21 protein-coding genes and 1 pseudogene are annotated in these 21,498 nt (G+C 57.8%); 11 read left to right on the top strand and 11 right to left on the bottom strand.

Annotated elements, in window-relative coordinates:
• Positions 1–2 precede the first annotated feature (2 nt).
• The 3 genes from D0851_RS13685 to D0851_RS13675 all read right to left on the bottom strand — a co-directional run bounded on the left by D0851_RS13685 (position 3) and on the right by D0851_RS13675 (position 1,428).
• On the bottom strand, positions 3–281 hold the full coding sequence (locus D0851_RS13685) for a hypothetical protein (protein WP_162893741.1): 279 nt from the start codon (positions 279–281) through the stop codon (positions 3–5).
• Positions 282–458: 177 nt separating this feature from the next.
• The gene (locus D0851_RS13680) at positions 459–1,058 is read right to left on the bottom strand and encodes a hypothetical protein (protein WP_117619137.1); all 600 of its coding nucleotides are present in this window, start codon (positions 1,056–1,058) and stop codon (positions 459–461) included.
• A gap of 73 nt (positions 1,059–1,131) precedes the next feature.
• Positions 1,132–1,428, bottom strand: coding sequence for a hypothetical protein (locus tag D0851_RS13675; protein WP_117619136.1), 297 nt, complete (start codon positions 1,426–1,428; stop codon positions 1,132–1,134).
• 136 nt (positions 1,429–1,564) lie between these two features.
• Between D0851_RS13675 and D0851_RS20850 the strand changes: the two are divergent.
• From D0851_RS20850 to D0851_RS13645, 6 genes and pseudogenes are all read left to right on the top strand, one after another.
• A pseudogene (locus D0851_RS20850) lies at positions 1,565–1,771 on the top strand (pimeloyl-CoA dehydrogenase large subunit); the annotation flags it as partial.
• Positions 1,772–1,781: 10 nt separating this feature from the next.
• The gene (locus tag D0851_RS13665) at positions 1,782–1,997 is read left to right on the top strand and encodes a hypothetical protein (RefSeq protein ID WP_117619135.1); all 216 of its coding nucleotides are present in this window, start codon (positions 1,782–1,784) and stop codon (positions 1,995–1,997) included.
• A gap of 158 nt (positions 1,998–2,155) precedes the next feature.
• Positions 2,156–4,108 (top strand): methyl-accepting chemotaxis protein, encoded by a 1,953-nt coding sequence (locus tag D0851_RS13660; RefSeq protein ID WP_117619134.1) that lies wholly within the window; start codon positions 2,156–2,158, stop codon positions 4,106–4,108.
• Between the two features lie 36 nt (positions 4,109–4,144).
• Positions 4,145–4,888: a hypothetical protein gene (locus tag D0851_RS13655; protein ID WP_162893740.1), complete on the top strand. Its 744-nt coding sequence runs from the start codon at positions 4,145–4,147 to the stop codon at positions 4,886–4,888.
• Positions 4,889–5,035: 147 nt separating this feature from the next.
• The gene (locus D0851_RS13650) at positions 5,036–6,430 is read left to right on the top strand and encodes a putative bifunctional diguanylate cyclase/phosphodiesterase (RefSeq protein WP_117619132.1); all 1,395 of its coding nucleotides are present in this window, start codon (positions 5,036–5,038) and stop codon (positions 6,428–6,430) included.
• Positions 6,431–6,659: 229 nt separating this feature from the next.
• Complete coding sequence (locus D0851_RS13645) at positions 6,660–7,070, top strand: helix-turn-helix domain-containing protein (RefSeq protein WP_117619131.1); 411 nt, start codon at positions 6,660–6,662, stop codon at positions 7,068–7,070.
• A gap of 237 nt (positions 7,071–7,307) precedes the next feature.
• Here the strand turns inward: D0851_RS13645 and D0851_RS13640 are convergent, their stop codons facing one another.
• Complete coding sequence (locus D0851_RS13640; RefSeq protein WP_117619130.1) at positions 7,308–8,705, bottom strand: sodium-dependent transporter; 1,398 nt, start codon at positions 8,703–8,705, stop codon at positions 7,308–7,310.
• A gap of 241 nt (positions 8,706–8,946) precedes the next feature.
• Between D0851_RS13640 and D0851_RS13635 the strand changes: the two genes are divergently transcribed.
• Positions 8,947–10,368, top strand: coding sequence for an MATE family efflux transporter (locus D0851_RS13635; protein ID WP_117619129.1), 1,422 nt, complete (start codon positions 8,947–8,949; stop codon positions 10,366–10,368).
• Here the strand turns inward: D0851_RS13635 and D0851_RS13630 are convergent.
• Positions 10,332–11,342: a GGDEF domain-containing protein gene (locus tag D0851_RS13630; RefSeq protein WP_117619128.1), complete on the bottom strand. Its 1,011-nt coding sequence runs from the start codon at positions 11,340–11,342 to the stop codon at positions 10,332–10,334. The two genes, D0851_RS13635 and D0851_RS13630, sit on opposite strands and share 37 nt — an antisense overlap.
• 277 nt (positions 11,343–11,619) lie before the next feature.
• Between D0851_RS13630 and D0851_RS13625 the strand changes: the two genes are divergently transcribed.
• The gene (locus D0851_RS13625) at positions 11,620–12,744 is read left to right on the top strand and encodes an HD-GYP domain-containing protein (protein ID WP_117619127.1); all 1,125 of its coding nucleotides are present in this window, start codon (positions 11,620–11,622) and stop codon (positions 12,742–12,744) included.
• On the opposite strand, the gene fghA is transcribed toward D0851_RS13625, so the two are convergent.
• The gene (fghA, locus tag D0851_RS13620) at positions 12,739–13,581 is read right to left on the bottom strand and encodes an S-formylglutathione hydrolase (RefSeq protein ID WP_117619126.1); all 843 of its coding nucleotides are present in this window, start codon (positions 13,579–13,581) and stop codon (positions 12,739–12,741) included. The genes D0851_RS13625 and fghA overlap by 6 nt on opposite strands.
• 30 nt (positions 13,582–13,611) lie before the next feature.
• Positions 13,612–14,043, bottom strand: a complete 432-nt coding sequence (locus tag D0851_RS13615; RefSeq protein ID WP_117619125.1) for a CBS domain-containing protein — start codon at positions 14,041–14,043, stop codon at positions 13,612–13,614.
• Between the two features lie 182 nt (positions 14,044–14,225).
• Between D0851_RS13615 and D0851_RS13610 the strand changes: the two genes are divergently transcribed.
• The gene (locus tag D0851_RS13610) at positions 14,226–15,587 is read left to right on the top strand and encodes an alanine/glycine:cation symporter family protein (RefSeq protein ID WP_117619124.1); all 1,362 of its coding nucleotides are present in this window, start codon (positions 14,226–14,228) and stop codon (positions 15,585–15,587) included.
• 123 nt (positions 15,588–15,710) lie between these two features.
• On the top strand, positions 15,711–16,364 hold the full coding sequence (locus D0851_RS13605; RefSeq protein WP_117619123.1) for a peroxiredoxin: 654 nt from the start codon (positions 15,711–15,713) through the stop codon (positions 16,362–16,364).
• Between the two features lie 92 nt (positions 16,365–16,456).
• Here the strand turns inward: D0851_RS13605 and D0851_RS13600 are convergent, their stop codons facing one another.
• The 3 genes from D0851_RS13600 to D0851_RS13590 form a co-directional block, all read right to left on the bottom strand.
• Positions 16,457–17,239 (bottom strand): MetQ/NlpA family ABC transporter substrate-binding protein, encoded by a 783-nt coding sequence (locus tag D0851_RS13600; RefSeq protein WP_117619122.1) that lies wholly within the window; start codon positions 17,237–17,239, stop codon positions 16,457–16,459.
• A gap of 180 nt (positions 17,240–17,419) precedes the next feature.
• Entirely contained in the window at positions 17,420–18,085 is a 666-nt protein-coding gene (locus D0851_RS13595; protein WP_117619121.1) for a methionine ABC transporter permease, read from the bottom strand.
• The gene (locus D0851_RS13590; RefSeq protein ID WP_117619120.1) at positions 18,085–19,092 is read right to left on the bottom strand and encodes a methionine ABC transporter ATP-binding protein; all 1,008 of its coding nucleotides are present in this window, start codon (positions 19,090–19,092) and stop codon (positions 18,085–18,087) included. The genes D0851_RS13595 and D0851_RS13590 overlap by 1 nt, the downstream gene beginning before the upstream one ends.
• A 203-nt stretch (positions 19,093–19,295) precedes the next feature.
• Here D0851_RS13590 and D0851_RS13585 point away from each other — a divergent pair, with 203 nt between their 5' ends.
• Positions 19,296–20,714 (top strand): HDOD domain-containing protein, encoded by a 1,419-nt coding sequence (locus D0851_RS13585; RefSeq protein ID WP_117619119.1) that lies wholly within the window; start codon positions 19,296–19,298, stop codon positions 20,712–20,714.
• Positions 20,715–20,751: 37 nt separating this feature from the next.
• Here D0851_RS13585 and D0851_RS13580 read toward each other — a convergent pair whose 3' ends face one another.
• The gene (locus D0851_RS13580) at positions 20,752–21,369 is read right to left on the bottom strand and encodes a hypothetical protein (protein ID WP_117619118.1); all 618 of its coding nucleotides are present in this window, start codon (positions 21,367–21,369) and stop codon (positions 20,752–20,754) included.
• Positions 21,370–21,498: the final 129 nt, after the last annotated feature.

Genomic DNA, 21,498 nt, shown 5'->3' with positions numbered 1-21,498 from the left:
CGTCAGGCCAGGGGCGGTGCCTGTGGCAGCACCGGGAAACTGGCGCAGGGCACCAATCCGGAAAAGCTCCGGATCTCGCAAAGGATACCGCCGGGCGTCAGAGTGAAATCCCGGAGACGGTCGCTGCCGGGCACGTCTCCTTCCTGAGCACCATCGCCCATCGCATCTGAGCACAACAGGCAGGAGACCGGCTCACAGCCCGGGAGCACCGGCGTATTTTCAGCAGAATAGGCGAGCAATGAATCCAGACCCAGTGCCAGAATGATAACGAGGCGTAGCATCTGAATCCGGCAATTTTGGTGGGCGTCCTGCATGGGCGTCCTTTAAGGTGACTAAAGTCTTAGTCAGTGTCACGTGATTATCACATCGGTTCAATACGGTTTTTTGGGTGAGAAGCATCGACTTTTTCGATTGATGAAAGCTTCGGCGCCGTATGGGCACCGAAGCCGTTGCCCGATCTAGAAGCCTCCTTTTACCACATGGACAATTTCATAGAACTTGGTTGCCCGGTGCTCCAGATCGATGGCCAGGTCAAGCCGCTGCAACAACTCCCGGGCATATACCAGGCCTCTGAGATAGGAACGGGATTGCTGGTGCCGATCATCATCCAGCACCAACAGATACTCCTCACGGACCTCACGGAAAGTGCTGACCAGATCCCCGACAGTTGCCGCCCGCAAATCACGGTAATGAATGGCCGGCAAATCGCTGATGGGGCGCATGATGTCTCGCACCCGCAAGTCTTTCAGGGCCACACCCTGCCGGCTGGCCACACTCATCGGCTTCTCGCCGTTCACATCCTCGATGGCCAGAATACCGAGGCAGTCACCCGCCTGGTTTTCCACTACCTTGAAGGAGTTGTCGGCAAGCTTCATCCAGAGTCTCGCCTCGGAGACGGACATATCGGAATTCAGCTCCGACAGTTTCTGCTCGGCAAAATCGGTGAGCAGGTGAACGGCCGAATCTTCTCTACCAATGTGCGACAGCGGCTTGGCGGTCGGTAACGCACCGGTGCGCGCCAGATCCCGCACTGGCAATGCATTGAATACACTGTTCATGATAAACCTCGTGAATCTGAATTCAGGTTGGAACAGCCCTGCGCAGGCATGAGCAATCCCGTTGTTGTCAGAATCAGGCGAGGCGGGGCGGCCCTTGAGGCAGTACCGGGTAGCTCAGCAACCTCAATGGCGGCCGAATAAAATCAAGGCTGGCGGAGAAGACGGGCCGAAAATCCCCTTCCGGGAACAGAAGGGACGACGTGATGAAGACGGAAGCATCCGGCGACGAGGAATCCCCCGCACCATCAACCGAAATCAGTGTCGGGGTAAAGTGGTCATCAATCTGGGGATCAATTGCCGGGTGGGACGGTCCGTTGAGGAACAACACAAACAGACCGGTGACCAGCAGTGCCAGGAGGCTGAGATTCACGCTGCTTCTGTTAATGGAGCAACTCGGCATATGGAGGGTCTGCTGTCGTTATTTGAACGTCTCGTCTATTACAAACATATAGCCTTTTGGGTCCAATGCAAACTCTCGACCACGTTAAAAGTGCGCAATGTGCTCAAGTGATCTGGCTCGCCGGGCCATTGGCCCCTATGCCATTCCGTTCGTGGAAGAGGAACTGGAAATGGACTACGACGGCGACTTCCTCTCTGACTAGAACGCGGCGCCGCTGGCTGCCCAGTACTTCAACAACCGCAAGCTGTCGATTTTCGGCGGATCCAACGAGATCCAGAAAAACATCGTGTCGAAAATGATTCTCGGGCTTTAAGGAGGCGACCATGGATTTCCGACTCAACGAAGAGCAGCAGATGCTGCCGGACACCGTGGTCACCTCACACTTACCGTTCACCCCGAAGGACCTTTCTGTTTGCGCTCCGACAAAACTGAAACAAATCAAAACAAATAATACACAACTCGCAATATGCGGTTTGCCTTTAAGGCAAATGAAAACTTATTTTTTGCGCTCGATGAATATAACTTCCCCCCCTGAATAATCGAATTAGACATTCCATTATCAAGACTATATTTTACTATACAGCCCAGTCATTAAAGAGTATTCACAATAAAACCTGTTATCCTAATTTCACATAAAAATCAGAAGCATAATTTTTAATACGCTGCAATTATTCACTTTAAATATTAGGTTCTGAGAATGAATAATGTTTTATTAAACATGCCTGTGAAGCTCAAACTTTTAACAGCCTTCGGTTTGTTACTACTACTAACCGTGGGCGCCTCCCTGGCCTCTTATTCGGCGTTCGACAACCTCACCGATGGAAATAAAAAGGTTAAAGACGTCGCTTCTATCAACAATCTTGTTAAAGACGCCCGGTTTAATGAAAAAAACTTCTTCATGCGCAACGATCAGCGCTATGTCGAGAACACTCTAAGCGCCATCAAAGCCGCCGGCGAGACCGCCGAACTCGCCGCCCAGACCCTCGAAAGCCCCGAGCAAAAAACAGCCATGGAGAAAGTGCAGAAGGATCTCGTCGGGTACCAGGCAGCACTTCTACGCATGGTGGAGCAACGCGCCCAAAGCGGAGCGGCCCTGAAAGCCATGGAGGCGAGCGCCCGGGAAGCGGTCGAAGGCTTCACGCACCTGGAACAGTTTTTCCAGGCTCGATTGCTGGAACAACTGGCAGCGGGCCAGGACAATGATGCACAGGAAACGTTGCGGCTCGTTCGGCTGGCAGGTGAGCTGGCACGAGACGTACTGGATGCCCGCCGTATTGAAAAAAACTTCGTGATTTCGGAGAACCCTGAAGCGGCCGCTGAACTGAACCAGCGGATCGACTCCGTCGAGGACGGTCTGTCAGAGCTTGCCGGCTTTGCCGACACAACGGCAGCCCAAACACGCATTGAGCAGCTCGAAACCGCCCTCGAATCCTACGGACAGCAATTCGTCAGGCTGACCCGCAACGTTGAAGACATGAATCAGGATGAAGCCCGCGTCACCGAGCTGGCAAGGGACACGATAGCGCAGGCCGGGGCGGCCCTGGCCGAAGAACGGATGATCATGGACGAAGTCAGGGACAATGCACTGCTGATTCTCTTTGGCGCAACCATTACGGCTCTGGTTTTCGGTATCGGGGCGGCCCTGCTGGTTACCCGAACGATTGTCGGGCCACTTGATGAGCTTGTCTCTCATGCCGGGAAGGTCGCCGATGGCGATCTGTCCAACAACATCCATACAGACCGAAAAGACGATCTGGGCCGACTGATGATGGCCATGCAGGTTATGACGGAAAACCTGAGACACATGGTGAAGGAGGTCTCGGACGGCATCTCGCAGATCGCCAGTTCCGCGGAAGAACTTTCTTCCGTGACCGAACAAACCAGCGCCGGTGCCAACCAGCAGCGCGACGAGACCGACCAGGTTGCCACGGCCATGAACGAGATGACCGCGACCATCCAGGAGGTGGCACAGAACGCGGAATCCGCGGCCAGCTCCGCCTCCGAATCGGACACGGAAGCAAAAGAAGGCCATGAGGTCGTGTCTTCAGCCATGGCGAAAATTGAAACCCTGACGGAGGACATCAACAGCAGTGCCAAACTTATTTCCAAGCTGAGAGATGACAGCGCAAATATCGGAACCGTTCTTGACGTCATCCGCAGCATCGCCGAGCAAACCAACCTGCTGGCACTCAACGCCGCAATCGAAGCCGCCCGGGCGGGAGAACAGGGCCGGGGCTTTGCGGTCGTTGCGGATGAGGTCCGTGCGCTGGCCCTCCGGACCCACGAATCCACAGGCGAGATTGAAACGCTGGTGCAGACGCTTCAGCAAGGCGCGAATGAAGCGGTTGAAAGCATGCACGGCAACAGTGAGAGCGCGGAATCAGCCGTTCGCGTAACACGCAGCGCCGGAGAGGCCCTGTCCAGCATCGCAGGTTCAGTGTCCACGATCCAGGCAATGAACCAGCAGATCGCGACCGCCGTGGAAGAACAGACATCGGTTGCCGAGGACATCAGCCAGAGCGTGGTCAACATTCGTGAAGTGACCGACCAGACCGCTACCGCCAACAGCCAGATTGCGATCTCATCCAACGATCTGGCGCGCCTGGGCAGCGATCTTCAGCGGGTATCCGAACGTTTCAAGGTTTCGTAAGTAACAGTAATTAAAAATTTTACTGGACGCCTATGCATGAATCCCATACCACAACCACTGACCAATAAACCGCCTCGGACACCATCACCGTTAGTCGCGGTGATGGTGGACCAGAAAACCGGCTTGTCGTTTCTGGAGCAACTGGCCGGCTATAGCTGCATCGAGCCCGACCTTCAGGCCCTGAGAACGACGCCCTTTACCCTTGCTATCTTTGACATTGCCACACTGGCGAAGTGTGAAGACGAAGTTCGCGGTATCAGGCACAGCGCGCGGCCTTTTCCGGTGCCGATCCTGTTGCTTGTTTCCGATGATGATCTGCCACAGGCAGGTCATTTCATCGGAGACCTTGCTGACGATGTGATTCGTGTTCCGGTCTCAGCCGTTGAGCTGACGGCACGGATCGAATGCCTGATTCGCCTGACCCGCCTTGCTGGCGGCTGCAGGCCGAATACTGAGCCAGTCACGGGGGAGCCAGCCGGAGATTCGAGGGTATTGCAGGCGCTTATAGCCTGCAATGATCGTGTCATTCATGCTTGCAACGAACAGGAAATTCTGTCGGATGTCTGCAAGAGCCTGACCCGTGAAGGAGGCTACCCATTTGCATGGGTTGGCACGACTCATGGCGAAAGAGGCGGTACCATCAAGCCAGTCGCCGTTTCCGGCGTGGTCCTCAGCCAGCAGGGTGCTTCAGCGGTGGGTGCTCTTGACACCCGTCCGATGGAACACACCTTCGGGAGCGGCCGCCGTTTTCTGAAGACCCCCAACGCAGACGCCGGGTAGAGGCATTCACGCAATGCCCTCTCAGGCCGGAATGCGGTCACTGTCTTTCCGCTGACCAGCAAAGATGGCAGTCCCGAAACCTGTCTGGCCGTTTACACGGACTCGCCGGGCGGATTTCATGAACCTGAAATCCACCTGTTGCAACAGATGGTCGATTACACGATTTACGCCATTGAGGCCCTGCGCGAGAAATCCCGTCGTATACAGAGCGAACAGGAAGCCCGCAGACTGGCCTACCTGGACGGGTTGACCGGCCTGGCAAACCGCACAGCCGCGATCGAAGTCCTGGATCAGCACCTTCGTTCAAGCGGCCCCCACTCACCGGCCACCGGCCTGCTGTACCTCGATCTGGATGGCTTCAAGCTGATCAATGATGCCCTGGGCCACGACGCCGGAGACCAGGTTCTGAGCCAAGTCAGCCGGCGACTCCAGTCGTCCGTAAGGGATACGGACCTGGTCGCGCGCCAGGGCGGCGATGAGTTCATAGTTATCGCCTTTCATGACACGGGCATCGGCGAACCGGCCCAACTGAGATCAACAATGACCACGCTGGCCCAGCGGTTACTTGACTCGGTGGAAGCGCCGGTTCAGGTCCGTGGCCGGGATTATCACATCGAAGCGAGCGTAGGCATCAGTCTTTGCCCCCTGCACGGCAAGGACGCATTGTCGTTGCTGATGAAGGCAGACAGCGCCATGCACGAGGCCAAGAAACTCGGAGGTAACAGCTTTCAGGTTTTCTCTTGTGAGCATTCCGAGCGACAGCAGCATCGTCTCGAACTGGCAAACCGTTTGTACCGGGCCAGCGAAGACAACGCCTTCCAGCTTGCTTTCCAGCCTGTCATTGATCTGGCCGATGGACACATTTCGGGCGCCGAGGCCCTGCTACGTTGGCCACAGCCCGATGGATCCAGCATTTCGCCCGCCGAATTCGTGCCCGCTGCTGAAGAGAACGGTCTTATCCTGGGCATTGGCGAGTGGGTCATCGAAGAGTCACTGAAAACCATCAAGCGGTTGCGGGAGGCGGGCTTTCCCGACCTCCAGATCGCGGTCAACCTGGCCATCAGCCAACTGTGGCAGGCGGAGCTGGTCAATAGCATCGTTGCTCGCCTGAACGACCTGGAGCTGCCTCCGTGCTCACTCATCGTGGAACTGACCGAAGGCTCACTGATGACCGATGTCGATCGGATGGAAGGGATTGTAAAAGAGTTTCGAAGTGTCGGAATCGGGGTGGCTATCGACGACTTCGGCACCGGCTTCTCATCCCTGGCCCGACTGAAGTCACTGCCTATTTCAACTCTCAAGATTGACAGAAGTTTCCTTATGGGAACCCCGGAAGACGAAAATGCGGTCAAGATGGTGCGGGCAATTGCCCATATGGCAGAGAGCCTTGGCATCCAGTCCGTGGCTGAAGGCATTGAGACCGAGGCGCAATGGCGCATGCTGAGTGGTCTGGGTTGCCAGTTCGGGCAAGGTTTCTATTTCGCCAGGCCCATGCCGGAACCCGACCTTCTGGCATTGCTCGCCAAGCGGGGAAAGGCATAGCGGAACAAGTGCTGAACTGAGATAACAAGGCGGGAGTACTGCCGCGAGCCCGAAAGCGGGTTACAACCAGGCGCTTTGGGAATAGGATGGTTGAAAGCTAGGCACATGAATCACCAGAGATGATTTAATGCTCTGAAGGCTTTTTTTGGCCCGGTTTATATGCATTTTGCAACTTTGTCTGTCCCGGATTTTAGCTGTAAAATCATCGTCTTGGAAACCGAGGCACAAGATGAGTTTAGGTCAGGCAATCAGGCGTTTAAGAAAACAGCGGGGAATGACACTGGCAGACCTGGCAGCGCGTTGTAACTCTCATGTGGGCAATCTGTCGCGCATTGAGAGGGAACAGGCAAAACCGAGCCTGGAGCTGCTCTACCGCCTGGCGCAAGCCCTGAGCCTATCTCTCACCGACATTTTCTCGGTTGCCGAGAAAAAACAACTGGATTCCGGGCAGGTCGCATTAAACGCAACCTTCATTTCCCTCCTTGAGGAAGACCGTCAGCTTCTCCTGGAGTTTGCGCAGCTTCTTCAGCGCCGGGCGTCACACCCCATGGATTCAGTGAGTGTGGGCCAGGACTCCCTGCCCGCCGATGCAACGGACGCTGACGCCCCAAACAACGACACGGAAAAATCGCCGGATTGACACAGGGCCTCATGGTGGCACCAACCGGGTAACCCATGCAACGGGGACAAAGCGGGGCAGGTTCACAGTGCAGGTAATGCGCCTGCAGCCGATGTCGAAGCCGTTCGTCCCCGCATCAATGCCCTGAGAGCCATCGCTGAGGAAAAGGCCCCTTAGACAAAACAAAGAAAAAGCCCGGCCATAAAACACGCCGGGCTTTTTCTGTAATGCCAGTCAGCTAACCGATCAGGATGGTTTTCACGCCACCAGGTTGTAGACGAATACGACAGCAACCGCGATGGGTGTGACAAACCGGATCAGGTTGTACCACAGCGTGAAGGCACCGCCTTTCAGGGCCAGGTCGGTTTTAAGTGACTCCTTCGCCACAAACCAACCGACGAATACCGCCGTCAGCAGGCCGGAAAGCGGCAGCAACACATTGGCGGTAAAGAAGTCCAGCAGGTCGAAGATGGTCTTGCCCTCAAAGCGCTCGAACATGGCCAGCGGAGCAACATCGGCCCAGACGTTGAGGGACAGAATCGAGGCAATACCCAGGGCCCAGCAGAGCACACCTACCAGGATGGCACTGCCAGTTCGGGCCAGGCTGGTCTTTTCTTCCACCCACTCAACCACCGGCTCCAGCAGGGAAATGCCGGAAGTCCAGGCCGCGAACAGCAGCAGAATGAAGAACAGGGTACCGAACAGGCCACCCATGGGCATGTTGCCGAACGCCAGCGGCAGGGTCTGGAAGATCAGTCCGGGCCCGGCGCCGGCTTCCAGACCATTGGCAAACACCACCGGAAAGATAGCCAGGCCAGCCAGCAGTGCCACCACGGTATCCATAAGGGCGACACTGACCGCTGTGCGACCGATGGAGATATCGCGGCCAAGATAGGACCCGTAGGCCATCATGATGGCCATACCCAGACTGAGGGTAAAGAAGGCATGGCCGAGGGCAATAAGAACCCCATTGATCGTGAGAGCTCCGAAATCCGGTGTGAACAGGAAGCTGACAGCCTCGCCAAAGTGACCGGTTGTTGCGGCATAGCCGACCACCAGCAGCAGCAGGATAAACAGGGCCGGCATCAGGATGGTCACGGCCCGCTCCAGGCCACCCTTGAGGCCGCGGGAAACCACCAGAATCACCAGCGCCATGAAGATCGTGTGCCACAGCAGCAACTGGCCGGGGCTGGCCAGCAAACCACCAAACAGTTCGCCGATGGAATCCGCCGTGCCGCCGGTAAAATCACCCATGGCAGCGTGGCCGACATAGGAAGCAGACCAGCCACCAATCACGGAATAGAAAGAGAGGATAACAAACGCGGCAATCATCCCGATGATCGCCGAGATCCGCCAGCCCGGGGAACTGAGGTTGCGTTCGGCGACCAGGCGCATGCTGGTAATGGGATTGTGCCGGCCATTCCGACCGATGAACACTTCCGCCATCATGATGGGAATACCGATAACCGCGATACACAGCAGGTAAACCAGCACAAAGGCGCCACCACCGTTTTCACCGGTGACGTAGGGAAATTTCCAGATGTTGCCAAGACCAACGGCAGAACCGGTTGCCGCCAGAATAAACGCCAACCGGGAGGACCAGAGACCACGAGCGGCCCCTGTACCGTTACCCGAAACCGAGTTGGACTGAGTCATGTTGTGTTCCTGTGCGTTTGGCTGAGAAAGGTCTTAAAAAAGACACAGCCACGGCGCTGCCGGGGCAATTGCTGCAAGATTTTGCCAGCACTGGCGCTGCGATGCCAGTGCTGGCGGCAAGGACGATGAACAGGATAAACCCCGATGCCCTGATAGGGACCAAATCGGGTAGGATGCTTGGTCTGTGCGGCGCTGCCGGCGCGCATCCAGGAATCTGAAGGAACACGGGACCCCACGCCCTATGGATGAACGACACCAGCCATTACCGGAAGCACGTCAGACGCTGTTCGCCCGAACACTCACGGAATGGCGGACCCTGGCCATTCTCGGTGGGCCAATCCTGATCGCCCAGGTTGCCCAGATGGCCAATGGCGTGATTGATACGGTGATGGCCGGGCACGCCAGTGCCAAAGATCTGGCGGCCGTTGGCATCGGCAGCAGCCTGTGGATGCCGCTGTTCCTGTTCTTCATGGGAATGCTTGGCGCGCTGCAACCCATTATTTCCGGCTACAACGGTGCCCGGGCCGTCGGAAAGATCATGCCGGCCACCTGGCAGGGCCTGTACCTGGCGGGGGCCGGGTCCGTCATCATGATCCTGTTGCTCACCAACGTGCACCCGGTGCTGGCGATTCTGAACCTGGAAGCCAGCACGGCACGCATTACCCAGGGCTACCTGGACGCCTTCGCCTGGGGTGTACCGGCGTTGCTGCTGATCACAGCACTGAGGGGACTCACCGATGGCCTGGGCCATACCCGGGTAATCATGGCGTTCTCCGTGCTCAGCACACTCATCAACCTGCCCATGAATTACATTTTTATTTACGGCAAGCTCGGGCTGCCAGCCATGGGCGGCGTCGGCTGCGGCTGGGCCACCGCCATCTCCAACGGCGTCGCGGCCATTGCGTTGCTGGTGTATCTGAACCGAAGCCGTGTCTATCAGCATTTCCATCTGATTTCAGACTGGGTGAAGCCGGATTTGCCGGGCATTCGGTACATTCTGGCAATCGGTGTACCCATCGGCTTCACTATTTTTGTCGAGGCCAGCATGTTTTCGGTGATCGCCCTGTTTCTGGCCCCCCTCGGCCCGGTGGTCGTGGCGGGGCATCAGATTGCCCTGAACGTTGTGTCGCTGTTATTCATGCTGCCGCTTAGTATCGGTATGGCACTGACGCTCAGGGTCAGTTTTCTGGTGGGTGCCGGGGCGCCGGAGACAGCGCGCCTGATCTCCCGCAGTTCCCTGATTCTGGCCGCGGCAACGGCGCTGGTCTTCGCGCTGATGCTATTGGCTCTGTCCCGCGAGATCTCGGCACTCTATACCCGTGATACCGACGTTCGGGACGTGACCGTCAGACTGCTGATGTTCGCGGCGATATTCCAGATTGCCGACGTCATTCAGGTGACCTGCATCAGCGCATTGCGGGGTTACAAGGATACCCGGATTCCGATGTTCATCATGCTGTTTTCATTCTGGGGGCTGGGCCTCCCACTGGGCTACCTGCTGACCTTCACGGACTGGCTGGTACCGGCGATGGGGGCGGCCGGCTTCTGGGTCGGGCTGACCGGCGGGTTGGCCTCTGCCGGCATCCTGCTTGGCTGGAGACTCTTTCTCTATGCGCCCGGCGGTGGTCAGGCCGTGGCCGTTACCAGTTCCGGTGGTGAGTGACTATCCGCAAATACGATCCGGTCACGGCCGGTTTCCTTGGCCTCATAAAGCGCGGCATCCGCCCGGGCCAGCCAGCTGTCTACGCTTTCACCTTGTTCGAGCAGCGCGACGCCAAATGAGACAGTGACCGTCCCTCCCGGATGTTTCATATACTTGCGCAAGACCTGCTGAAGATTGCTCATCACCGCGTTCAGACTCACGCCATCGACCCCGGATAACAACAGCACAAACTCCTCACCACCATAGCGGAACAGCTGGTCCGACTTGCGGGTGTTCTGCTGCAGCAAGGCGACGAGATCAATAAGCACATTATCGCCCACCCCATGACCGTGCTCGTCGTTGATTTTCTTGAAATGATCGATATCCAGCAGCGCCAGGGCATAGGGCAGGCCGGTGCGTTCAGAGTTTGCCACCGCCAGGTCCAGCTCCTGATCCATGGAGCGGCGGTTCTTGATTCCGGTCAGCGGATCAATCGTCGCCAGATGCTCCAGGCGCTGTCGCTGATCGTGGTTCCGGTGCGCAAACACATAGGCACAGGCGCTGACCACAAACGCTGTTGAGGCAAAAGACCACATCTGGGCATCCGACCGGAAGGCGCCGCCATGCACCATCAGGGCCACCACGGAGGCAACGTTAAGGGCAACGGCCATCCTGGGATTGACGAGAAAGAAGGTAGTGACCAGAGCGGGGTACAGCCAGAAAAGTCCGGGCTCTCCCACCACGATTCCCACAACCACTGCACCACTGCAGGCAGTGCTCGCCACTACCAGCCCGCTTCTGCGCGTATCACCCGTTACCCAGGCGTAGACCAGCGCTGAACCGATAGCGAGGAGGATGGCCGTGTCGACCAGCCCCGCCAGCAGATTGCCCTGCAGAAAACGCATCACGGCGAACGGCGTGACCCCCAGAAATGCGCTTACGCCGAGCAGGGTAATGATCGACAACCGGAAATCGGTCTTGAGGCGCTGGAGCATACAGAGTGATCGTCCGACAATAAGAGTTTTTCAGGGCTCCAGAGTAGCGCAAGTCATGTGAGCGGTCGTTGTTCCGCTACGATTCTTTACATATTCTCTATCTATTTCCACAAATTGTGGATGAACGCCCAGCTTCCATGGCCCCAAACCCTGCACACTTGTCAAATCAGGTAAAACCCGGGAACAGAGCAAAAACCGATACCTTCCCCGAGTGGAGGGAGACTGTTATTCAGGGTTACACTTGACACATCATGAACCTGTACCCGAGACACCTGTTTTGACCAATCTCGTCCGGATCGCTCCCGGCGCCCTCACCATTGGCCGTCCGTTACCGTGGAACGTCTACGACGCCGACGGCAATGTGCTGTTGCGCCAGGGCTATGTGATTCAGACCAACTCCCAGTTGGAGCAGCTGTTCGAGCGGGGCCGATTCAAGCCCCGTAAGATTGAACGTCCACAGGAGGAAATCTTCGAGGATAACCGGGAACGCAACCCCTTCGCGGACTACCCGGACCTGCTGCATACCCTGGAAGCCACGCTGAACGCCATTACCGGAGCCGACCCTTCGGCACATAAGCGTCTGCTTGGTCTGGCACGAATGATTGAACGCACCTGTACCGAGTCACCTGACGCAAGTCTGGCGCTGATCCATCTATACTCCATCGGTCCGGTCATTCATGAACAGATTCTGTTTCACGCCATCCTTTGCCAGTTCATTGGCCGGCAGTTCGGGCTGGAAGAAAAGCGCATCAGTGTTCTCACAACCGCGGCACTCACCGCAAACCTTGCGCTCGTTCCGATAGCAGACAAACTTAACGCGTCAAACAAGGTACTCAGCAATGAGCAGCGAGGTGTCATCCGCAAGCACGCGGAGCGCAGCATTCAGGCCCTCCGATCAGCGGGCATCAATAACAAACTGATGCTTACCATCATTGCCCAGCACCATGAACAGGCCGACGGCAGTGGCTATCCGAGAGGCCTGAGCGGCACCGACATCCGACCGGAGGCGGAAATTCTGGCCCTGGCCGAGCGCTATATCGCCATGATTACCAAACGCGCCTACCGCGACCGGATGGATGTGGCAAACGCCCGAAAACTCATTGCCAATCTGGCCGATGGGAAATTCCGGCCGGCGATACCAAAAGCTCTGTTGCAGGTTCTCGGCGAATTCCCGCCGGGCATCCTGGTGCGCCTGGAAAACAATGAGGTGGGCGTAGTCACCGGGCGACCGGTGAGGGCAAGAGGGCCTTTCGTCAAGGCGATCTTCGGCCCCCGGGGCAACCGTTATGCCGGAACCTTTGAACGCGATACCAGCCTTCCGGAATTCAACGTCCGGGCTCTTGAGGAGCCCGAAATCATGCCATCCATAGACTTCGGCCTGGTCTGGGGACTGAATTCATAATCCCAGCGCGTCGGCATGATGGTCCAGGTGATCATCAATAAACGAGGCAATAAAAAAGTAACTGTGGTCGTAACCCCGATGCATACGCAAATTGATGTGATGGTGAAACTTCTCACAGGCATCAGCCAGGGCATCAGGGTTAAGCTGACTATCGAGGAACTCGTCCGCAGTGCCCTGATCCACCAGTAACGGCAGGCGCTCCCGGGCCGTCGGGATCAGCAGGGTCGCATCCCACTCTTCCCAGTTGCGGGTATTGTCACCGAGGTACCCTGTGAAGGCTTTCCGCCCCCAGGGGCATTCGGTCGGGTTGGCGACGGGCGCGAAGGCCGACACCGACGCATAGCGGCCCGGGTTTTTCAGGGCACAGACCAACGCGCCGTGACCTCCCATGGAATGGCCACTGATCGCCCGGTTGTCCGTTACCGGCAACTCGCTCTCGATCAACTGCGGCAATTCCTTAACTACGTAGTCGTACATCCGGTAATGGGGTGCCCAGGGTTGCTGGGTGGCGTTGATGTAGAACCCGGCGCCTGAGCCAAAGTCGTAACTGTCGTCTTCGCCGGGCAGGTTCAGTCCGCGGGGACTGGTATCGGGGCACACGATCGCCATGCCCAGTTTCGCGGCCCGTTTCTGGGCGCCGGCTTTCTGCATGAAGTTCTGGTCGGTGCAGGTCAGCCCGGAGAGCCAGTACAGAACCGGCACTTTTTTCGGGTTCAGGCCCATCGCCGCTGGCGGCAGATACACCGCAAATTCCATGTTGCATTCGAGGGTAGCGGAGGTATGCCGGTAACGGCGATGCTCTCCTTCGAAACTGACGTTCGTGGATAAGAGTTCCATAGTGTCCTCGATCTTTGAGAGGGATGTGGATCAGTCCTCCGCGCTGGCGTATTTGGGCAGCTCAAGCCCGAAACCGGTACGCGCCAGTTCTGCCAGGATGGCACTGCGCGTCACAATGCCGATCAGTTTGCCGTGATCCACGACAGGATACACCTTTGGCTTGCCGGCACCGAGGTTCTGGGCGAGATCCACAACCGCCATCTCCGGCGAAATGGTCAGCGGCTTCCGGAACATGACATCGTCGACGATCGGGTCCCCCTCGCAGTGATAGCTGCTCACCAGCAGGGCATGGATGCAATCGTGCTCGGACACGAACCCAAGCACATGGCGGTGCTCATCAACCACCGGCAAACCGGTCACATGGTTGTGCAGCAGGATTTTCACGACCCTGGTGAGCGGCACACCACACCGAATCGGCTCAATGTGATTCCACATAACATCTGAAACTTTGAGTGAACGCATGGACACAATCCCTCCTGTTTGTGGATGCTCGCCTCTGCTATGAGCATAGGCAATCACACCCGAATCCACCACTTTTACCGGCCTATCAGTTTACACGGGAATATAACCGACTAAACTCAGTCGGTTATACCCTCTTTGGGCCAAACAGTGAATCCAATACATGGCACGCACAGGGAGAACCCATGGAAGCCATTGAACAATTTGTCAAAGATGTAAACGGACTGGTCTGGGGCCCCCCCATGCTGGTCCTGATTCTGGGTGTCGGGCTGTTCCTCAGCCTGGGCCTCAAATTGATGCCGGTCCTCAAACTTGGCGCCGGTTTCAAACTGATGTGGAGTGGCCGCACCGCGGCGGGTGCTGAATCCGAAGGCGAAATCCCTCCTTTCCAGGCCCTGATGACGGCTCTGTCCGCCACTGTCGGCACCGGTAACATCGCCGGTGTTGCCACGGCCGTGTTCCTCGGTGGCCCGGGCGCCCTGTTCTGGATGTGGCTCACGGCCCTGGTTGGCATGGCCACAAAATATTCCGAGGCGGTCCTCGCGGTCCGTTTCCGGGAGGTAGACGAACGCGGCGCCCACGTCGGCGGCCCCATGTACTACATCCGCAACGGGCTGGGTAGCAAATGGGCCTGGCTCGGCATCCTGTTTGCCATTTTTGCCGCCATTGCCGGATTCGGTATCGGTAATACTGTCCAGGCCAACTCGGTGGCCGATGTGATGCAGACGAGTTTTGGTCTGCCGCACTGGGTAACCGGCCTGATCCTGATGGTTCTCGTCGGCATGGTGCTGATCGGCGGTATCCGCCGGATCGGCCACGTCGCCAGCACCCTGGTGCCATTGATGGCGGTTTCCTACCTGATCGCGGGGCTGGTGGTTCTGGCCATCAATGCCGCGGACATTCCCGCGGCGTTGGCCCAGGTGCTCGGGCATGCCTTCAGCCCCATTGCCGCCGAAGGCGGCTTTGCCGGTGCTGCCGTCTGGGCAGCGATCCGGTTCGGTGTTGCCCGGGGCATTTTCTCCAACGAAGCGGGGCTGGGTTCCGCGCCCATTGCCCACGCTGCCGCGCAAACCAGGAATCCCATCAATCAGGGCATGGTGGCCATGCTCGGCACCTTCATCGACACCATCATTATCTGCTCCATTACCGGCCTGGTGATCATCACCTCCGGCACCTGGACTTCCGGGGAGTCCGGCGCAGCCCTCACTTCCATGGCTTTCGAGGGCGCGCTGCCCGGTATTGGCAACTACCTTGTGGCCATTACGCTTGCGGTCTTCGCCTTCACCACCATTCTCGGCTGGTCGTTCTATGGTGAGCGCAGTGTCGAATTCCTGTTCGGCGTGAAAGCCATCGTGCCCTACCGGGTCGCCTGGATTCTCGCCATACCGGTGGGGGCCACCATGAACCTGGGTTTTGTGTGGCTGCTGGCAGACACGCTGAATGCCATGATGGCACTGCCAAACCTGATCGCCCTGTTGTTGCTCAGCCCTGTGGTATTCAAGCTGACCCGGGAGCACTTTGAAAAAGAGAAGGCAATGGGGCTCTGAGCCCCTTGTAATTGCCTCACCCGGCACCAAGGTCTGTCTTATACATTCGGAATGTAACCCCGGTCACTGTTGAGCCGGAATGACAAACGAAATCGTCACAACCATGATCACAGGAGAGTAAACATGACTTTACGTCTCGGAGACACCGCACCGGATTTTGAGCAGGAGTCCAGTGAAGGGAAAATTTCGTTTTATGACTGGCTGGGCGACAGCTGGGGCGTTCTGTTCTCGCACCCGGCTGACTTTACGCCCGTGTGCACCACTGAGCTGGGCCTGACCGCCAAGCTCAAGAACGAGTTTGCCAAACGCAATGTCAAAGCCATCGCCCTGAGCGTGGATCCGGTGGACTCCCACAAGGAGTGGATCAAGGACATCAACGAAACCCAGGGCTGCGCAGTAAACTTCCCGATCATCGCAGACCAGGATCGCAAAGTGTCCGAGCTGTACGACATGATTCATCCCAACGCCGACAGCAGCCTGACTGTACGCTCCCTGTTCGTGATTGATCCGAACAAGAAGGTTCGGCTGATGATCACCTACCCCGCCAGCACCGGCCGTAACTTTAACGAAGTGCTGCGGGTTATCGACTCGCTGCAGCTGACCGATGAACACAAGGTTGCCACCCCGGGTAACTGGGAGCATGGCGGCGATGTGGTCATCGTGCCGTCCCTGCAGGATGAGGAAGAGATCAAAGAGCGCTTCCCGAAAGGCTACAAGGCCGTGAAGTCCTACCTGCGGATGACACCGGATCCGAAATCCAACTGGAGCGGTGATTGATTGGATAACTGAAATTGGGGTCATGAAATTGGGGTCAGATGAAAGCTTTCATCTGACCCCGGGCTTCCGGGCTTCTCCGACCTTCTCGGTTATCAGAATGCCGGAACCACGGCACCTTCATACTTCTCCATGATGAATTCGCGAACGGCATCAGAGTTCAGCGCGGCCGCAAGCTTCCGCATCGCGTCACTGTCCCTGTTGTCCGGACGGGCAACCAGGATGTTCACGTAGGGTGATTCGGAACCCTCAATCACCAGCGCATCGTCAGATGGGTTCAGGCCCGCTTCCAGTGCGTAGTTGGTGTTGATCAGTGCGAGGTCAACCTGGTTCAGGATGCGCGGCAGAGTGGCGGCCTCAAGCTCTTTGAACTCGAGACCTTTCGGGTTCTCGGCAATATCACGAGGTGTCGCTGTGATCTTGCTGGCATCCTCAAGCCTGATCAGACCGGCCTTCTGCAGAAGCAGCAGTGCACGGCCACCGTTGGTGGGGTCGTTCGGAATAGCGACCACAGCGCCCTCTTTGAGGTCATCCAGCGAATCAATCTTGCTGGAGTAGGCGCCGAACGGCTCAACGTGAACGCCGGTCACGGTCACCAGACTGGTACCACGGCCGTCATTGAACTCATCCAGATACGGCTGGTGCTGGAAGAAGTTCGCATCCATCCGCTTCTGGTCCACCTGGATGTTCGGCTGGATGTAGTCGGTGAATACCTTAACGTCCAGTTCCACACCCTGTTCAGCCAGCTGCGGCTTCACAAATTCCAGGATCTCCGCGTGGGGTACGGGAGTTGCGGCTACAGACAGCTCCCCGGCAGCAACTGCGCCAGAGAAAGTAGCGGCCGCAGCCAGTGCTGCGAATGTTTTCTTCAGATTCATACGTCTGTTCTCCTTTGAGAAATTACGAACAATGAAATCAGTCCGGGAGTACGGCCCACGGCCGGAAACCCCTTCCGAAAAACGCCCGTAAATACATCCATGTAGGGCTCGGTCGCGCCATCCCTGGCGCTCCACGTTTTCGGAAGGGGTTTCCGACCGCGTGCCTATATCTGGCTGTACCTATTTGCGGCTGAAATACAAAACCAGACGGTCGCCGGCCATCTGCAGGATCTGGACGAAAATGACCAATAGGGCCACAGTAATGACCATAACATCGGTCTGGAACCGTTGATAACCGAAGCGGATGGCCAGATCGCCGAGACCGCCGCCACCGATGACACCGGACATGGCGGCGTAAGATACCAACGTGATGGCTGTCACCGTAATGCCAGCGATAATGCCAGGAAGCGCCTCTGGCAGCAGGGCACCGAAGATGATCTGGCGCACGTTGGCGCCCATGGCCTGGGTGGCTTCGATGATGCCCCGGTCCACCTCCCGAAGGGACGTTTCCACCAGCCGGGCAAAGAACGGCGCACCACCGGCCACCAGCGGCGGAATCGCACCGGCAACGCCGAGAGACGTTCCGATCAGCATTACGGTGAAGGGAATCATCACGATCAACAGGATGATAAAAGGCACTGAGCGCAGCACGTTCACCACGAACGACAGCACCGCGTAGGCAACGGGCTGCTCCAGCAACTGGCGCTTGCCAAACAGGAACAACAGCACACCGGTGGGCAGGCCAATCAGCACGCTGAACAACAGCGACAGGCCGACCATGACCAGGGTATCCCAGCTGGCCCAGCCGATCTCACTCCAGTCTACATTGCTCAACAGGGCTTCCATCAGCGCAGCACCTCCACATGAACGTCGGCGGCATCCAGCGCCTGCATGGCAACGCGCAGGTCACCGCCCACCAGGGACAGTGTAAGCTGGCCATAAGGGGTGTCCTTGATGTGGTCAATACGCCCGGACAGAATGCTGAAATCCACGCCGGATTCCCGGGCCACGCTGCCCAGTAATGGCTTGTAGGTTGATTCACCCTTGAACGTCAGCCGCAGGATCCGGCCATCGGCCTTGCTCAGGTCCTGCCGCAGTTCGTCCCGGTCAACACTTTCACTCTCGAACACAAAATCCCGGGTGGTCGGGTGCCTGGGATGCAGGAATACCTCGCTGACCGGTCCCATTTCCACCACCTGGCCGGCGTCCATTACCGCTACCCGGTCGCAGACACGGCGGACCACGTCCATTTCGTGGGTGATCAGTACAATGGTCAGGCCCAGTTCCCGGTTGATGTCCGCCAGCAGCTTCAGGACCGACTGGGTGGTTTGCGGGTCCAGGGCGCTGGTAGCTTCGTCGCAGAGCAGGATCGTGGGCCGGCAAGCCAGAGCCCGGGCAATGCCTACCCGCTGTTTCTGGCCACCGGAGAGCTGTGACGGGTATTTGCTGGCATGGTCAGTGAGGCTGACGCGGGCCAGCAATTCCCGGACCCGCTCCCGGATTTCCGTTTTCGGGTAGATGCCCGCCAGCTTCATGGGGAAGGCAATGTTGTCGGCCACGGTTTTCGAAGACAGCAGGTTAAAATGCTGGAAAATCATTCCGACTTTACGGCGGAAGGCCCGCAGTTCGGCGGCGTCATAATCGGTAATATTCTCATCGTCGATCAGAATGCGGCCGCCGGTGGGTGGTTCCAGCAGGTTGATCAGACGCACCAGCGTCGATTTGCCCGCGCCGGAGTGGCCAACGATGCCGAATACCTCGCCGGTTTCTATGGTCATATCGGTGGGGTGTAGCGCGGGGATCGCCCGGCCGCCTACCTGATACGACTTCTGTACCTGGTCAAATACAATCACGGTCAGCGCCTTGTGGGTGCAGCGTTAAAACCGGCGATTATAGCCGATACGGCGGGCAAACCCGAATTCCGGCAGAATTCGCCGGGTGGGTAGATATCCCTACACAAACGGTTACCTGACACCGGACACCCGCCTGAACTAGACTGTGGGCCACAGAATAACCTTCCATTTCCCAGAGGCGCGCTGCCCAGAGACTCACTAACGTGACCAACGAAAAACAATCAACGCCCCCAAGGATGAACTCCACCCAGGCATGGGTCACCTATCTCAGCAAAGTCGAGCTACCGGTACTGGCAAATACGCTCCGGCGCATCAGCGAACTGACGGACAGCCGGAACAGCACCGTCAACGAACTGGCCAACGTTATCCTCAATGATGCCCAGTTGACCTCCCAGGTGTTGCGGCTGTCCAATACCGTATTCTACAACCAGACCCGCACCCAGGTGAGCACCGTCAGCCGGGCCATTACCCTGATCGGTTTCGACGCCGTGAAATCCATGGCGATTTCCTCACTGATCGTGGACACGCTACTGCAACGCAATGACCGCCCCCACTTGCTGCGCTGCCTGGCCCGGGCAATCCATGCGGCCGTGCAGGCCCGGAGCCTGATGCCCAAAAGGAACGAAACCGCGCTGGAGGAAGTGTTCATCGGGGCGCTGCTGATGAACATTGGCGAGCTGGCATTCTGGTCCTGCGAAACTCAGCAGGCCACCGAACTGGAGGAACGACTTCGACTGGATGAGCCCCCGGCGGAGGCGCAAAAGTCCGTACTGCATACAACGTTTACCGAAATTACCCGCGGTCTGGTAGAGGCCTGGTCGTTGGGGCCGTTCATCCGGGACGTCGTTTCCCCGGGCCAGGCCAATTCCGTGGCGTCCAGCCTGGTGCGCAACTCCGTAGAGATGGCCAGGCTGTCGGAACAGGGCTGGAGCGGCCCGGAGATGAACAAGGTTCTGGAGCGGCTTGGCAGGAATATCGGCGAAAGCCCGGCCGTGGTCCGGGATCAGCTCAAGGTAAACGCCTCGGAAGCAACTCGCGTCGCGGTCTCCCTGGGCATTCCCCAGGTCACGGCCATGATGCCGGGCGCGGAGCGAGACTCAGGTGATGCCGCACGGGCACCGGACATGGACGCCGAACTGCAGTTGGAAATCCTGCGTGAGTTAAGCCAATGCCTCACGGAAAAGCCGGACATCAACGAGGTGTGCCAGCTTGTGATCGAAGGCATCCACAGGTCAATCGGCATGCAGCGGGTGGCCCTTTTGATGAGCGACCGGACCGGTAACGAACTGGTGCCGCGGAAACTGGGCGGGCGCGGAACTGAGGAATGGCGCGAGAACCTGGTCATTCAGAAAGATGGAACGGGGCCTTTGGGCTCGCTTCTGCCTCCTGCCCACTGCACCATTTATGAACCCGAACCGGCATCGGAAGGCGTGCCTTACGACCGGTGGCTTGGCAAGGTGCCCGCCCTGACCGGCCCGATCACGGCAAACGGTCGGCTGGTAGGCTTGTTCTACGCGGACAACGCAGCCTGCGCCTATGTGCCCTCGAAGGAGCAGCTGTCAGCGTTCGGGCATTTTATCCGGAACGCCCAGCTTTGCCTTACATTGCTCTCCAGCCGCTGATATCCGGGGCTTTTGCCCCGGGTAAAGGGTGTGCCTGTCAATGCAGAGCCCGCAACTGCCTTGGGTAGAGTGCAGCACTCACTTCGGGCTCCTCCAGAAGATCCGCCAGTTCGCGGTCCACATCGGTCTCCGCACCGTCTTCAGGCAGCGGCTCAAACAGCGTACTCAGCCACGAGGCAACCGAAGGCGCTTCATCACGCTTGTAGTCGGTGGACAGCGCCTTGATCCGGCGAAAGCCGATAATGCGCTGGTGTTTGGGATCCCGGATCTGTTCAAAACCCCGCCAGTAGACATGATCCCGGGTGTGCAGCTGCACAAACAGGGTATCGATGGGCCCGTCTGAGTCGTCAAAGTCATCGGACTCGTCCGGCACATCCTCGGAGGCCGCTTCGGCTTCCAGGTCCGGTTTCTTATGGCGGATGGTAGTCCAGGCCGGATAGAGCACGGCCACGGCATCCGCTTCAACATGCTCGCGGGCGGCGCGGAGGATTAACCCCCAGCGGGCCTTGTCGGCATCGGTTTCAAGGGAATTGATGGGCAAGTCATAGCTTTGTTCGCTGGACAGGACAATGGCCATCATCGGGGCGTCAAGCTCCCCCATGGCCTCGGCCTGTGCTACTGATACCAGTTCGTCGATTGCCATCGGTTGGTTCATAATACGCTCGCCTCCTCGATGCCATCAGGATCTGTCAGGAAGAAGGGCCTTCCTGTCTGACAGCATAGCCTGTTCCGCCTGCAAAGATAAACGTGGAATTTCACCAGCCGGATCACAACCCCTGCTGTC

It is taken from the genome of Marinobacter sp. Arc7-DN-1, from assembly GCF_003441595.1.
Classification (GTDB): Bacteria; Pseudomonadota; Gammaproteobacteria; order Pseudomonadales; family Oleiphilaceae; genus Marinobacter; species Marinobacter metalliresistant.
The sequence above is the reverse complement of the archived record's forward strand: the minus strand, read 5'-3'. Positions and strand labels throughout refer to the sequence as shown.

Coding starts and splice junctions, on each gene's coding strand:
- D0851_RS13660 (WP_117619134.1), top strand. CDS start 2,156: ATGAATAATGTTTTATTAAACATGCCTGTGAAGCTCAAACTTTTAACA.
- D0851_RS13680 (WP_117619137.1), bottom strand. CDS start 1,058: ATGAACAGTGTATTCAATGCATTGCCAGTGCGGGATCTGGCGCGCACC.
- D0851_RS13685 (WP_162893741.1), bottom strand. CDS start 281: ATGCTACGCCTCGTTATCATTCTGGCACTGGGTCTGGATTCATTGCTC.
- fghA (WP_117619126.1), bottom strand. CDS start 13,581: ATGGAACTCTTATCCACGAACGTCAGTTTCGAAGGAGAGCATCGCCGT.
- D0851_RS13605 (WP_117619123.1), top strand. CDS start 15,711: ATGACTTTACGTCTCGGAGACACCGCACCGGATTTTGAGCAGGAGTCC.
- D0851_RS13580 (WP_117619118.1), bottom strand. CDS start 21,369: ATGAACCAACCGATGGCAATCGACGAACTGGTATCAGTAGCACAGGCC.
- D0851_RS13610 (WP_117619124.1), top strand. CDS start 14,226: ATGGAAGCCATTGAACAATTTGTCAAAGATGTAAACGGACTGGTCTGG.
- D0851_RS13655 (WP_162893740.1), top strand. CDS start 4,145: ATGAATCCCATACCACAACCACTGACCAATAAACCGCCTCGGACACCA.
- D0851_RS13640 (WP_117619130.1), bottom strand. CDS start 8,705: ATGACTCAGTCCAACTCGGTTTCGGGTAACGGTACAGGGGCCGCTCGT.
- D0851_RS13615 (WP_117619125.1), bottom strand. CDS start 14,043: ATGCGTTCACTCAAAGTTTCAGATGTTATGTGGAATCACATTGAGCCG.
- D0851_RS13635 (WP_117619129.1), top strand. CDS start 8,947: ATGGATGAACGACACCAGCCATTACCGGAAGCACGTCAGACGCTGTTC.
- D0851_RS13600 (WP_117619122.1), bottom strand. CDS start 17,239: ATGAATCTGAAGAAAACATTCGCAGCACTGGCTGCGGCCGCTACTTTC.
- D0851_RS13630 (WP_117619128.1), bottom strand. CDS start 11,342: ATGCTCCAGCGCCTCAAGACCGATTTCCGGTTGTCGATCATTACCCTG.
- D0851_RS13665 (WP_117619135.1), top strand. CDS start 1,782: ATGGATTTCCGACTCAACGAAGAGCAGCAGATGCTGCCGGACACCGTG.
- D0851_RS13650 (WP_117619132.1), top strand. CDS start 5,036: ATGGTCGATTACACGATTTACGCCATTGAGGCCCTGCGCGAGAAATCC.
- D0851_RS13595 (WP_117619121.1), bottom strand. CDS start 18,085: ATGGAAGCCCTGTTGAGCAATGTAGACTGGAGTGAGATCGGCTGGGCC.
- D0851_RS13645 (WP_117619131.1), top strand. CDS start 6,660: ATGAGTTTAGGTCAGGCAATCAGGCGTTTAAGAAAACAGCGGGGAATG.